Source organism: Paenibacillus peoriae (assembly GCF_022531965.1).
Classification (GTDB): domain Bacteria; phylum Bacillota; class Bacilli; order Paenibacillales; family Paenibacillaceae; genus Paenibacillus; species Paenibacillus polymyxa_D.
Map to the genome: position 1 here is coordinate 4150641 of NZ_CP092831.1, position 13999 is coordinate 4164639.

Sequence of the window (13999 nt, forward strand, 5' to 3'; positions counted from 1 at the left end):
CTCCTCCTTTAAATGATCGTAACAGTTCAGTTTTATGCTTATTCCTTTATTGGATTGAATTCATCAACTCATAGTAATATTTGGATGCACGAGTCTTATTTAGACTATACCAGGCTTCTAATGTCTTAGAAGAAAACACACCCAGAGCTTTCAAGACGTGTACGGAAAATTCCAAAGGAGCTGTTCCAGATGCAGTGATTAGTTTTCCATCGGTTACAGCAGACTCCATTTTGTAATACTTTTCGCCCGTGTAGGTGGGACAGGTCATTTTGAGGTATTCCAGATCATTGCTTGTATGCCAACGTGAATTCAGTAATCCTGCCTGGGCAAGTCCCATGGTCGCACCACAAATCGCAGCAACCCATATCCCTTCCTCTAAGCACCTCTCAGCGATTTTTAAAATCGGTTGATGAATGGTTTCTGTCCATGTATTTCCACCGGGTAAAATCAATGCATCTGTGCTTTCAATACTGCACTCATCCAGATTGATGTCAGGCAGTATTGTCAATCCGCCCATGGTAGTTACAGGAGTCTTTTCCAGTCCCACGGTAACAATTTTGGATGGGGACAGCCCCTTTTTATAATATCTCCCCGAGTTCAGTTCGGCAGTTAAGTAACCAATCTCCCAGTCTGCCATAGTGTCAAATACATACAGATATACCGTACTATTCATTCACAGGTTCTCCTTATTTTATAATTTATCAAGTGATACCAACCCTCGGTAATCCGTGATTATCCTCATTATAAAAAAGCTTCACTGACATCTGCTGTCAGTGAAGCTTTTAGCGCTGATAATATTCCATTAACTCCGACGCAACAGCAACAAGTTTTTTCTTCAAACTCTGTGGTTCGATGACTTGAATAGATTTCCCGTAGGTTAGGAGCAAATAAGGGACATAGGTATGAAGTGATTTTTCCTCAAGCAAAAAGATGGCTTGATTGGATGTGCGCTCTTTCAGATGATGCCCCAAAAACCAATGCAGACATAAGTCATCCAATGCCTCCGACCTGCCTTCGATCATTAAAGAAATTAAACCGTCCTTGCCTACTAAATCAGGCAACAGATTTTGCATAAAAAATTCACGAGCCGAAAAAGCCTCAGGACGCTTAAATAGGATTGGAGTACGCTTGATTTGTAGAATCCGATCTGCCCGAAAGCTACGGATCTCATTCCGTAGGTGACAAAAAGCAACAGTATACCATTTACTGTTCCAGTAAACCATTCCATAGGGGTCTATCACCCTATTCTTGGGTTGTTCTTCATGGCCTGTGCGATAATCCATTTCTACAGAGAATTCGTTGGCTACAGCCTGCTCCAATTCTGCCAATACCGGCTGAAGAGAAGGATCTCCCATGCGATTTATCACTTCAAATCCGGCTAAATGACGGCTAAGTATACTTTCCTGCTCCTGATTCGAATACATTTTCAATTTTGATGTCGCACTGCTTAATGCCTCACTCAAAGGGTATCCAGCTTCTTTTGCAAAAACAGCAGCATGAAGGAGTGCCTTTTTCTCCTCCATATCAAATAGTAAAGGTGCTCTAATAAAATTATTCAGCAAGCTATACCCGCCATTATGGCCCGTGTCGGATATTATAGGCACTCCACTGGCGCATAAAGCATCAATATACCGATAAACTGTCCTTATATTTATTTCTAACTTTTCGGATATTTGTTTTGCGGTCATTTTTACACCCGAATTCAACATCCATAGAATGGCCAGCATATTATCGTTTTTTGGCATAACATGAACCCTCCTCTCTCATTAAAACTCAATCTTTATAAATAACTCTTTGTACTCTTCTTACCACCTATTATATGCTTTTTTCCATTTTATACGTCCCTCTCATATCTTCCAATTCCAGATTTACACATAGTAAATACCACAACGAATGGGGCATTTTGTAAACTAACTCTCTCTTTTAACCGATAAATACATATGCTGGATTTATCATTAACAACATATCTAGCTGAGAATCTCATAATAACATTTACCAAAAACAACTATAGAAGGAGACATCTATGGAAAACACCGTGACGTACGGTCATATCGAAATCATGCCTTATGAATTTGTACGCCTTCATGAACTTAAAATCCTAAAAACAGTCAATGATCATGCCCGAATGATCTGTACAGGTATCATCTCGGAGAAAAAGCGCGAGCTGTATGTGCGTGCTTCGGATGAGGAAACCCAGGTCAAAGCTTTTGTTACAGACAAAAATGGCAATCGACAGCCCCTTTTTCGAGGCATTGCCTTGGATGTGGAGGAAAAAGTCGTTCATGGGGTTCATTATCTGACCGTCGAAGCCATTTCTCATACCTACGAGTTAGATATTAAGCGGCATCAACGCTCTTTCCAGAACCCCAAGCTCACCTATACAGGTCTGATTGAAAGTATTGTATCGGACTATTCCAAAGCCGAAGCGATGGATGTTGTATCTCACAAGAAGCCCATCGGCACCTTTATCATGCAATATGATGAAACCGATTGGCAATTTCTGAAACGAATGGCTTCCCACTTCTACTCTCCACTCATTCCTGCGGTGGGCTACGGAGTACCAAAGTTTTATTTTGGCCTGCCTATGGGACTCAGCAAAGGAGAAATACAATCTACGAATTATAAAGTAACCAAACGAGTAGCTGACTTCCAGACCGCCTCGGAAAACCATATCCCCGGCGTACGTGATGCTGATTTTATCCAATATGAGGTCGAAACGGAGAAATTACTGGAACCTGGCTATGAAGTAACCTTTCAAGGTCATAAGCTGATCGTAGCTGAGGTGCTAACGGAGATGAAAGACGGGGTGCTGACCCATACCGCCAAGCTGTCACCACGAAGCGGCTTACGTCCAATTAAAGACTACAATCGCTCCATTATCGGCGCTTCCATTCATGGCAAGGTACTGAGCGTTCGTCGGGACAAAGTACGCGCCCAGCTCGATATGGACGATCAGCAAGACCCGAACACGGATTACTGGTTTCCCTACTCTACCATTTATGCATCTGCGGATAACACGGGCTGGTATTGTATGCCTGAGGACGGGGATAGCATCCGTATCTATTTCCCCAGTTATAAGGAAGAAGAAGGATACGCGATCAGCTCAGTTAAAAGAGAACCGCAGCCTTCCACGGGAAAATCTTCTGCGACTTCTGGACATGCCACAGCTTCTACTTTGTCTGCCGGATCAAAGTCTTCTTCAGCCTTATCCGCAGCAGCTCCTGCCCCAGATCGAATGGCTGACCCTGCCATTAAGACGCTGCGAACCAAATACGGCAAAGAAATCATGCTCGCCCCTGATCAAATCGTTATTTCTGGCAATGGCATGTCCATTGTCATTAACGATAAAACAGGCATTGATATTGTAAGCGGAAAAAATGTGAGCATTAGTGCGGCTTCGGATATTGTTATGAGTTCCGGTAACATCCAGCTTTCCGCCGGAAAAATTGAGCTGTCTGGTAAAGGCAACACGATTACGCTGGATGACAAAACCACCTTCTCCGGCACGGAAATTAAGATGAACTAACGGAAGGTGAGAACTAGCAGATGGATAAACAAGCGGCGTTACACCATTTTAAAGAGCACCATTTTACACCTTTGCTGGACATTCAGTTGGACATGCTGGAAGCCAAGTTTCAGCGTTGCCAAGCTCAACTGATCTTCGACTTCAAAGAATCGTTCAGGGATTTGTGTATACACATTCTGAGCATGCAGCAACAAGGTCAAAAACAACCCATTGGATATATTCACTACTCGTTCTTGCGCACTCAGATGCTGGAGCAATCCTACCTGTATATGGTCGAGGCTTACTCTGCTGAATGGTACGAAGATGATTCCGATTGCAAGTTAACCTATGACGCATCATGGGCTTACGCAGCAATGAATACCATGTTGGAAACCTTGGAGCAGGAACGAAAAATATATATGGGGACGATCACTTCAGTGGACGTTGAACGACTGATGTTGGAATCCGCTCCTTTTTTTCACCAGTTTGTGAACTCCCTCCTGCGCTTAGGGATGGCAGAAGTGGTTCAAATGCCTGAGTATCTCGCCATTTATAAAGCTGATCGTTTAGCTATCCGAACGGGCGAGTACAAGGATATCAGCGAGAATCTATATGCCGAAGATCAGGAAGCACTTCTTGCAGATCATGTGAAAGAGCAATTGATACATTCCAGTGAAGAAGAACCCTATGTTTACGAAAACCTAAAGCGGCATTCTCTTCCCCACCTTCACCTGATGCAAAAGGATTTGCGCTATAACGATTTTAGCCACAGTGACTTACGGGGAAGCCAGTTTCACAGCTGCATATTGATCGGAAGCATCTGGCAACGAGCCAATCTGGAAGGAGGCAGCTTTGGGGGATGTCTACTGACCGATACGGATTTTAGATATAGCGATTTGAGAGGTGCTAACTTCAATAGTGCCAGCGGACAGCCGTATCGGGAACATGGAGTTCGGGTGCCGGGGCTATGTGGGCTTCATTTCGAACACGCCAACCTGGATGGGGCCGATTTTACGGATGTACATTCGTTTGAACATGCATATTTTGAGGGGGCTTCGATGCAAGGAACTCTTGTCCCACGAAAGTACCAACAGCATTGGAAACTAAGCGAAGCACAGCTTCAATCTATTGTGTGGACGGAATAAGGAGGAATGTGTATGCGCCATTATTATGTGCTGGTCGATGATCATCGTATTTCCCGAAACATTAAACCGATGAATTTAGACCTTTTTAAAACGCCATTTGTTGGCATGCCTCCGGCTCAGGTTTTAGATGTTCATGCGACAGAAGATGCCGAGTACACGGACTGGCTACCGTTTTCACCCTCACAACCGCTATTTTCCGATTCTATGAAACGGATTCTAGAACTATACAATACACAAGCTCGTTTTAAACAGGTGTATATCGTGAACCGTGAACCTAGCCGTCAAGAATTATATTGGATTTCATCCCTTCCCTCTGTGGATGGCATTTCAGAACAGACTGAATTTTATGCGCACGACCAAACCTTAAAACGACTTGTGCTGGATAGTCAAAAGGTGAATGGACACCATTTTTTTCGACTGTCTAACGTAAGGGAACCTTATTTCATTGTTAGCTTGGAGGCTGCTGAAAGCTTACTGCGGCGGAGTTTGAGTGGTTTTCAGCTACAAAAGCTAGAACTCTTATAAGGAGGTTCAAACTTGACGGAGCATTGGGATGAATTTTTTTTGAAACTGCATCATCAACAAATATTGAAAGAGCAATTAAGTACAGCGGAAAACGATGAAAGCTGGATGATGGTAACTATTGAAGAAGCGATGGAGGGAATTTCAAAAGGCTCGCTAACCCTATCGGATCAACAGGAAATCCGGTTTCAAACCCTTCCTGTCTTTGAACAGCAACTCACCATTTCCCTACCTGACTCTCTTATTCCAGAAGTTCGGGCTGGACAGACGTTAGATCCGTCGAAAAGCTTCGTTGTTCAGGACAAGCTGGGCGGAATCCTGTTCGGTCTGCACCAAAGCAGGCAAGAACTGGACCCCACGCAAATAGAAATCTATCAACAACAAATGATTGAGCAAACGAGTTGTGCACAACCAAGTATGAAGCTCGTAGATAAAAAGGCTCTTTCTATTCAAGATACCATCATTGGCTGCTATGAAGCTATTTTTCTAGTTTCCCCCTCCCCCTATTATCAGATTGTCTTTGTACGTTCCTGGCATGGCAAGGCTGTGATCGGGAGTTGTCAATTTAAGCTGGAGGATGCTCCCCTCTGGGTTCCGTTAACCTATGCTATGCTGCACACCGTAACATGGTCGGAGCTTTCTTGATTCTATACCTTTTATTCAAGGAGGTACTTGTATGTTTTTACCTATACTTATTAAAGCTCTGGCCCAAGGTGCGCTCAGCGGAGAACATTCTTATGTGGTGAGAGGCGCCAAGTTACAGTGCAGTCAAGGTACAGATCCTGGTGTGCTTAATATGATGTACAGCCACGGTGTCTTCATTAAAGATAAGCCTGTTCTGAACGTAGACGATGCCATCTGTGGAGCCAATATTAGCAAAATCAATGCTTTTGGTCTGTGTAAATTGAAGCAAGGTCTTCCCTGTGAACCGGAGATTGCGTTTGGGTCCAAGTGGACAGGTGGGAAAGAAGACGTATTGGTTGAGGGGGCACCCGCCCTACTCAACAATTCGACCTTAATGTGTAGCTGCCAAGGTGTACAAGAGGCGATATCCTCCTTTTTTGGTGCAGACAGCACGGGATCAGGTGGTGGAGGTATCATCTCCATTACAGATGACGGACAGGATGGTTGATTTTATCAAGCAAGGAGATTAAGGATGAACATCGTAGCGAAAGACCGCTTTACCTATCAGCACTTACATGTCACTTGGCCCTATGGCAAGCTGCGTCTTCATAACGTCCATATGAGTCACGAGCTCGGAGAACATGCTAGACTGGTGATCACGGGTAGTCTAGAAGCCGATCAAGCACACACAATCATTACCAAAGCAAGCAGCGACGACAAAGTCGAACTCTGGTATTCCGATGCCAAAGATCAAAAGCATCCCTTATTTATGGGACAACTGTACTGCGTAGATGTGGAGCACAGACATCAGGAGATCGTGGTAACTCTCGACGTCATTTCTCATAGTTTTAAACTAGATACGCAGCTCAAAAACCGCTCCTTTCAACACATCAATCAAAAGTATGCGGAGATTGTAGATGCGGTGCTGGCCGATTACAAAGGCTCGGATAAGATTGATGAAGCGTTTGAGAAAAAAGAAACAGGCCAATTCATCATGCAATATCAGGAGACAGATTGGACTTTTTTAAAACGGCTGGCTTCGCATGTGGGAGCCCTTCTCGTCCCTAATATCGTTTCACACCATGCTCAAATTTGGATCGGTATACCGCAGGCCAGACAGCATATTCATTTGAAAGAGGTTCCTTTTACGCTTCAACGCAAGATTGCTCCCTATCTGGATCAAGAGGCGAATGGCTGGAGATCTGCCAGCATCGGAGATTACACCCGGTATACCTTTGAGTGGAATCGAATGCTGCAATTGGGAGATGAAGTCGAGCCCAATCACGAAACCTACGTCATCACCAAACGTGAAGGACAGTTGGTTCGCGGTTTAATGACCTGGTCGTATGAATGCGCATTGTCACAAGGCTTGAAGGTCCCTAAAATCTATAATCGTACCATCATTGGCGCGGCTATTGAAGGAAAAATACTAGATGTCAGCCGGAATCAGGTGCGGTTGCATTTAGATATAGACGATCAGCAGAATCCCAAGGATGCCCAATGGTTCCCCTATTCTGCTGAAGGGAATCAGGTGTGGTATCTAATGCCGGAAAAAGGTGCGCAGGTGAAGTTGTATTTTCCTAGTGCAGACGAAGACGATGCGATGGTCATACAATCGGTTCGAACAAAACCATCCAGCGTTGCTGTCCCTTCATCTCACGCAGCTCAAGGTGCCGTGGTCGAATCGTCTGCAGAACGCCACCAGCGCAAAACAGCCGATCCCGGGGTCAAATCCTTTGCAAATCCACAGGGAAAAGAAATCTCCTTAGGGAACTCTGAACTGTCGATGAGTGCGCAGGAAGGGTCACTGTACATTTCCATGAATACCCATAACGGTGTCAGCCTGAACAGCACCCAACGTATACAAATCCAAGCCGCAGGCAGTCTCAGTCTTTCGGCAGGTAGCATTCAGTTGCAAGGAACCAACGGCTTACACTTGAATACAACAACCGATACGTTGGATCTGGAGCAGGAAGTTAATAGCGTGAGCTCAGAAATCCAACTTAAAGCTTCCCTCCATCAATACTACCCAGAACCGATCTTGTCTGACTTTGAGAAGCAAGTCGCTGAAAAGGGAATCCAAAGTGTGCTCGGAGCACGCGTTAAGGAAAACGTAGGTGCGACCCTCAAGGGAGAATGGGATGCGGGTATAGAGTTTTTAGGCGGTGTATGGGACTCAGTTGTCGACATAGCGGATATGGGAACCATGGTAATGACTCCTTTCGTTATGCCGGGAAATTACACTGGTAAAGGTTTTTTGGAACGCAATGAGACGCTCGAGGGTATTAAGGGCGGTGCAAAGTTTGGCTGGGACTATATTGCCGATTCATTCCAAGGAAAAAAAACAAAGAAAGATGTGGTTCACGACCTTGAAACCGTGTGGGACGGCATAAAAAGCATACCCGATCCGATTGAGCGAAAATTGAATAATTTCTTCCCTAATCCATTGACCGATACCAAACAGGAAAGTTACGACGCAGGATATGACAGTATCAAGGCCGTGGAACGTGTAGCAGATATTTATGGGTTTGTCAAAGGCGGCGCAAAGTTAGTTAGAAAGCTGGGTAAGTTGGGTAAAGAAGAAGCCTCCTTATCTAAGGGACTCAAGGAAGCTGAAGAAAAGAAAGCCGGTAAAGGAGGGACTCCGGGGTTATTCGGAGATTCAGCAAAGGCCGACTCTGCTCTTGCCAAAGTTGGAGATGGAAAATTCAAAACGAATGCCATCCGTTTTCCAACCAATTTTGAATCCTTAGGAAGTTACTTGCAAAGTGTAGCTAGAAAGATGAATATCCGTATAACTAAAAGGTCACCCATCTTCGCAACGGCTGGAGATCATTATCGGCTTCATGATCCTGGTCCTGACGTTCCACATTCTAAAGGTTCCGGTGCAAAGATTTTGCCTGAGAGACAAAAACAGATTGATGCGTTAGAATCAGGAGAGTATACAGGTAAGAGCACTAAGGGGACGGGAGAAGTTCCAAAGTTTAAACTTACCGAACCTTCTTTACCAAAGGGTGGCAAACCTAAAGGGAATTATGGAGAAGGAGATTCCCATGGAATAAAGAAGCAAAATGAAACAGCCGATGTATTGGCTGATAATGGCTATGACATTGAGATGTTAGATGAAATTGATGGTGGAAATGGTCATGGCATTGCAGAAGGGTCGAATCCAGATTTTCTAATCGAAGGAAATGTATTTGATTGTTATGCACCAAAACCAGATGGAAAGATACAAAGTATAATTAAAGAAATAGCAGGAAAGACGAAGAAACAGTCTGGAAGAATTGTTTTGAACATAGACAACTTTCCAAATGAAAAAGTTACCGAAATTATCGAAACAATTTTAAGAAAAGCAAATCCGAATGGAGATTTAAAAAGACTAGAAGAATTAATTCTAGTGAAGGATGGAAAGATTACAAGAGTGTTTGGAGGTTAAAAGTGAGATGGACTGTACGTTATTCTTAGTCTCAAATTTGGATAAAGAAACACTTAAAAGAATAATTTATGAAATAGTATGCGATACAGTTGAAGATAAAGTAACTAACTACGAAGATTTTTCTCGTCTTAGCTGTAAATACTTCACACTTGATATTGAAACAGAAGATATTATTAGTATTGATTTTTTAAGAGAAGAATATGGGATGGACATCAATGCAGAAATTGGGATTCAATTATTCGGGAAATTATTCGAGGAAGGACTAGAAGTATTATTTAAAATTTTCGGTAATATTTTAATGGTTTTTAATCCTGACATGGTGTTTGTGGAAAATGGTACAGATCAAATATTCAGAAAAGAAAATGCTACTGTATTCATAAATACAAAGCTAGATCAATACCAGAAAAAGTATCTATCAAACAAGATAATTACTTCACTGCGATACCCATATATTTTCGAACAGTTATCAAACTGAAGGCAGGCTATAGAATGCTTGTTAGATATGAATCCACTCGAATCATGAACATTTTAAAGGTGGTGGGACTACCAAATGACGAATGAATCCATCATTCAACCAATAACACATATAAGCCATGTAATACCCGTATAAAGATTCCTCCATTTCGGTTGTACGCACATCAAATGCTTTAATTTTATAACCTGAATAACGCTATTCCGTTACATCTAACAGGTTAATTATGGTCAGATACCACCATAATTAACCTGTTTTGTTATCTTCGTTTTTTCTTGCGTTTTTTCAAATTTACTCGCAACTGTAGAATACGCCGCCCCGGTAGGGAGGATAAAATAGCAATAAATCGCATCTTTTAGGATAGGCACCGCCACTATTAGAGTAGGGGCGGCAAAAACGAAAGATTTTTCATACGTCGGCAACTTAACGGAACATTTCAGCGATTCTTACAGCGAAGAAAGAACTCTGCTGACGAGCAGTTGACATAGAGCAGGTAAGGATACGTTCTAGGCTCGCCTTCCTGACTTCATAGCCGCCGTGCGGCGGAGTAATCAAAAACGCATAAGGCAGGGATTGAAATGACAACAAGAGCGAGTGGTTTCGTTTTGATTCAAAACCGCCAAGTCGCTAACGAGTACATGGACAAGGTAAGTCAAGATAGCGAGTTCACGTCACTTCATAAGGTATTTACCAAAGTGCCGCTTAAAATCCATCGTTGTTATGGCTTGAGCCAGTATGAGAAGCTGATACTGGTCGACCTTATCGCTTATATGAGCGACAAGGCTCAGTGTTACCCCACCTATGAGATGATTGCTCGAAATGTCGGGAGTAGTTAAAAAAAGCTTAAATCTATGTTTTTTCTACTTCATTTATATATTCCTTCAACTCAACCCAGACCCGCACAAAAAATGCACCCCCTAGCATTCATCGGACAAACCAAGAGGTTTGATCCAATGTCTACACTAGGGGGTGCTATTCTAGCCTGGGGAATTTGTTTTACCCCTTAACCGACCCGGCTGCGATCCCTTCCACAATCCGGTCACTCATAATAAGGAACACGAGCAATATGGGCAAAATGCTGATCATCAGCGTTGCTCCGATAGCTCCCCAGTCGGTCGTATATTGTCCAATAAAGTTTTGAACGCCGACGGTCAGTGTTTTGTTTTCGTCCGAACTAATAAACGTATTCACGAAAATAAACTCATTCCAGTTATAGATCATGTTAATAATAGACGTCGTTGCCATGACGGGGGTGGTCATGGGCAGCACAATCCGGAAGAACATTCGGTTGACGGAACATCCGTCCATAACGGCCGCTTCTTCCACTTCACGGGGCAGGGCGTAATAGAATCCCAGCAAGATCATCATCGTTGTCGGCAGATTAAAAGCAACATACGACAGGATGATAGAGAGTGAAGTGTCTGTTAAATGCAGTTTGAGAAACATACTGAACAACGGAATCAAGGTGGAATGGACTGGAATCATCAGTCCGACCATAAAGAGCCCGAGAACCAGCTGGCTTCCTTTCCACCGCATACGCGTAATGGCAAACGTTACAAAGCTGGCGAGCAGCACCGTTAACGCCACGGATATGACCGTAATCCACACACTATTGAAGAAATACCGCCCAATATTGCCGCTGGTCCACACATTCATATAGTTCTCCCAATGTGGCTGGGACGGGAGTGCAAACGGCGGAAGGTTAAACACTTCCTGATTATTTTTAAGTGAGAAAAGCATCAGCCACACCAGCGGTAAAAGCTGCGTCACCGCCAAGATGATTAAAATGATATACAAAGCGGCATAACCGACCCGGTTTAACATTTTGCCGCGGGTAGCGACTCCAAGCGGATAGTTGGCGGCTGCCTGGGTTTTCATATCCGTTCCTCCCTCTTCCTGTCCTTTGTTACCCTCATCTATTTGCATGACCGTATTATGAATACTGGATGGTGTCACTAGTAGCCGTAACCTTGCGGATCAGCCACGTAGCGATCAGACAGATGAGCAGCAAAGCGAAAGCTGTAGCACTGCCGTATCCAAAATCAAAGCTGCGGAATGCCTGGTGGTACATGTACGAAGCCATCACTTCACTGGCTCCATTCGGCCCACCATCCGTCATGACGTAGATGAGGTCAAAATATTTGAGCGAGCCGACAATGGACAATATGATCGTAACGTTAATCACCTCGCGCAACAGGGGCAATTTGATACGAGTCGCAATCTGCCAGGCACTGGCCCCGTCAATCCGGGCAGCCTCCATCAGCGTTTCGGGAATGTTTTTCAGCCCGGCATAATAGATCAGGATATAAAAGCCTGCATATTGCCAAATAATCGGGATGAACAAAGCAAACAGCACCAAGGACGGATTAGCTAACCATTCAGGCGGGTTGTGAACTCCGACCGACGCCAGTATGGAATTGAACACTCCGTTTGTTGGATGATACATTTTGAGCCACAGCTGTGCGATCGCTACAGATGACAACAGCATGGGAATCAGATAAATTTTCCGCAGCAGATTCGCTCCCTTGATTTTTCCTGACAAAATCATCGCAATGACCAGATAACCGATCAGACTGATGCCTGAAAACAAGGCCAGCAGCAGCGAATGCCAGGCACTTTGCCAGAATGCACTGTCTGTGAGCAAATGTTGATAATTGTCCAGCCCCACAAAAGTCATAGAACCGATTCCATTCCACTGATTCAGGCCGTAATAGCCGGTCAGTACGATGGGTACATATATTACGGCTAATAACAGCAGCAGAGAAGGCAATACATAGAGAGCAATGACAAGCTTATTGGACATGACCTTTTCCACGGTTGGACCTCCTTAGGTGGTCAATTTCAATTTCCTTTCTCGATGGCAGCCTTATGCTGGTCGGCAAATTGTTGCGGTGTCACCGCTTTACCAAACAACGCCTGAATCATATTCAAATGTACCTGTGCTGCATTCGGCTTCATCTGTACATCGGCGAACAACGTAATACTGCTGGCTTGATTCAGTCCGTTCAGCAAATCGACATACAGCTTGGGCAATTTTTCTTTGGAGGTGTCCACTTTCGTCGCCGGAATAACGCCCGCCTGTGTGACCGATTGCTCTCCCCATTTGACTACGAAGTATTCAACGAACGCTTTGGCCTCTTCTTTCACCTTGGAATTCTCAGAAACAAACAAACCTACTCCCGGACCTCCTACCCAACTGTTCTCGTTGCCCTTGCCGCCTGCAACCATCGGGAATTTAAAGAAGCCAATTTGATCTTTAAATGCTTGCGGGATTGCGGGATTGGTCGTAAAATTCGGCAATTCCCAAGTAGCCATCAAATACATAGCTGCCTTGTTGTTCATAAATTCGGATTTTCCCTCATCATTGGACAAGCCGTTAAATCCTTTGTTAAATGCATTCATATCCACAAGCGTCTGAACTTCGGAGGCCGCCTGAATTAAACCAGGGTCATCGAACGATCCTGAGCCGTCAATCGCTTTTTTCAGCGTTTCGTTACCTGCTATACGGTCCGCCAAATACATATACCAGAGCGAGCCGGTCCAGCGGTCCTTATTGCCTAATGCAATCGGTGCTACTCCATGATCCGTAAGTGTTTTCACAACCTGCTTAAATTCGTCAAAAGTCGTAGGTACCTTCAAGTTGTATTTTTGGAATATGGCTTTGTTGTAATAAATAGGTGTAATATTCAATTCAATCGGAAGCGCATACGTTTTGCCATTCAGCGCATAAGCTTCGGTCGTTCCCGGTACGAATTTGTCCTTCAGCTTGGAACCTTGCAGCAGGTCATCCATCGGCGTAAATAATCCACCTTTAACGTAAGGCTCCATAAAGCCTGCTGCCCAGGTGATGCCGATATCCGGCAATTCATTGGAAGCTGACAGCACTTTGAGTTTGTTTTTATATTGTTCATTTTCCAGCACTTCCTGCTGAATGACGACATTCGGATGATCCTTTTGGTATTGATCTATAATCTGAGTCACAAGCTTGCTCTGCTGTGCCGAGCTTCCCTCTGGCCAGAGGTGCATCATTTTGAGTGTAACCTTTCCCCCGTCTCCACTGGAACCGCCTTGACCATCCTTACCAGCACCGCAACCGGATAGCACCAGCATGAATGACAGCAGCAGGGTCAACCCAGCAAACCATTTTTGATGTGAGCGCTTACGTAAACCATACTCGTTGGACATCGTTAGACCTCCGTTTGTTGTATTTATATTTTTTGTAACCGTTATCATTTGTAAGTTTAGCACTCTATTCCTGCTTTCAACAGGGTACGCTCATTGGGTATAATTCCACT

General features: G+C 44.1%; 13 protein-coding genes. 8 read left to right on the forward strand and 5 right to left on the reverse strand.

What is annotated here, in order from left to right:
• Nucleotides 1–46 precede the first annotated feature (46 nt).
• Together MLD56_RS18435 and MLD56_RS18440 are read right to left on the reverse strand one after the other, a co-directional pair.
• The gene (locus MLD56_RS18435) at nucleotides 47–673 is read right to left on the reverse strand and encodes a type 1 glutamine amidotransferase family protein (protein ID WP_029515606.1); all 627 of its coding nucleotides are present in this window, start codon (nucleotides 671–673) and stop codon (nucleotides 47–49) included.
• Between the two features lie 109 nt (nucleotides 674–782).
• A complete protein-coding gene (locus tag MLD56_RS18440; protein ID WP_029515607.1) occupies nucleotides 783–1745 on the reverse strand; it encodes a helix-turn-helix transcriptional regulator in 963 nt (320 codons plus the stop codon).
• A 278-nt stretch (nucleotides 1746–2023) separates the two neighbouring features.
• Here MLD56_RS18440 and MLD56_RS18445 point away from each other — a divergent pair, with 278 nt between their 5' ends.
• The 8 genes from MLD56_RS18445 to MLD56_RS18480 all read left to right on the forward strand — a co-directional run bounded on the left by MLD56_RS18445 (nucleotide 2024) and on the right by MLD56_RS18480 (nucleotide 10540).
• Nucleotides 2024–3526, forward strand: coding sequence for a hypothetical protein (locus MLD56_RS18445; protein ID WP_069012528.1), 1503 nt, complete (start codon nucleotides 2024–2026; stop codon nucleotides 3524–3526).
• A gap of 20 nt (nucleotides 3527–3546) precedes the next feature.
• The gene (locus MLD56_RS18450) at nucleotides 3547–4650 is read left to right on the forward strand and encodes a pentapeptide repeat-containing protein (RefSeq protein WP_241113406.1); all 1104 of its coding nucleotides are present in this window, start codon (nucleotides 3547–3549) and stop codon (nucleotides 4648–4650) included.
• A gap of 12 nt (nucleotides 4651–4662) precedes the next feature.
• Nucleotides 4663–5175, forward strand: a complete 513-nt coding sequence (locus MLD56_RS18455) for an imm11 family protein (RefSeq protein ID WP_241113407.1) — start codon at nucleotides 4663–4665, stop codon at nucleotides 5173–5175.
• A 12-nt stretch (nucleotides 5176–5187) separates the two neighbouring features.
• The gene (locus tag MLD56_RS18460) at nucleotides 5188–5817 is read left to right on the forward strand and encodes a hypothetical protein (protein ID WP_029515611.1); all 630 of its coding nucleotides are present in this window, start codon (nucleotides 5188–5190) and stop codon (nucleotides 5815–5817) included.
• 31 nt (nucleotides 5818–5848) lie between these two features.
• On the forward strand, nucleotides 5849–6304 hold the full coding sequence (locus MLD56_RS18465) for a DUF4280 domain-containing protein (protein WP_029515612.1): 456 nt from the start codon (nucleotides 5849–5851) through the stop codon (nucleotides 6302–6304).
• A 24-nt stretch (nucleotides 6305–6328) separates the two neighbouring features.
• Entirely contained in the window at nucleotides 6329–9232 is a 2904-nt protein-coding gene (locus MLD56_RS18470; protein ID WP_241113408.1) for a CdiA C-terminal domain-containing protein, read from the forward strand.
• Between the two features lie 7 nt (nucleotides 9233–9239).
• The gene (locus MLD56_RS18475) at nucleotides 9240–9707 is read left to right on the forward strand and encodes a hypothetical protein (protein WP_029515615.1); all 468 of its coding nucleotides are present in this window, start codon (nucleotides 9240–9242) and stop codon (nucleotides 9705–9707) included.
• A 575-nt stretch (nucleotides 9708–10282) separates the two neighbouring features.
• Nucleotides 10283–10540 (forward strand): helix-turn-helix domain-containing protein, encoded by a 258-nt coding sequence (locus MLD56_RS18480; RefSeq protein ID WP_029515616.1) that lies wholly within the window; start codon nucleotides 10283–10285, stop codon nucleotides 10538–10540.
• A 160-nt stretch (nucleotides 10541–10700) separates the two neighbouring features.
• Here MLD56_RS18480 and MLD56_RS18485 read toward each other — a convergent pair whose 3' ends face one another.
• From MLD56_RS18485 to MLD56_RS18495, 3 genes are read right to left on the reverse strand one after another with little or no spacing between them, the layout of a single operon-like run.
• Nucleotides 10701–11582, reverse strand: coding sequence for a carbohydrate ABC transporter permease (locus MLD56_RS18485; RefSeq protein ID WP_029515617.1), 882 nt, complete (start codon nucleotides 11580–11582; stop codon nucleotides 10701–10703).
• 55 nt (nucleotides 11583–11637) lie between these two features.
• Nucleotides 11638–12519: a carbohydrate ABC transporter permease gene (locus tag MLD56_RS18490; RefSeq protein WP_029515618.1), complete on the reverse strand. Its 882-nt coding sequence runs from the start codon at nucleotides 12517–12519 to the stop codon at nucleotides 11638–11640.
• Between the two features lie 26 nt (nucleotides 12520–12545).
• Nucleotides 12546–13889 (reverse strand): extracellular solute-binding protein, encoded by a 1344-nt coding sequence (locus MLD56_RS18495; RefSeq protein WP_029515619.1) that lies wholly within the window; start codon nucleotides 13887–13889, stop codon nucleotides 12546–12548.
• Nucleotides 13890–13999: the final 110 nt, after the last annotated feature.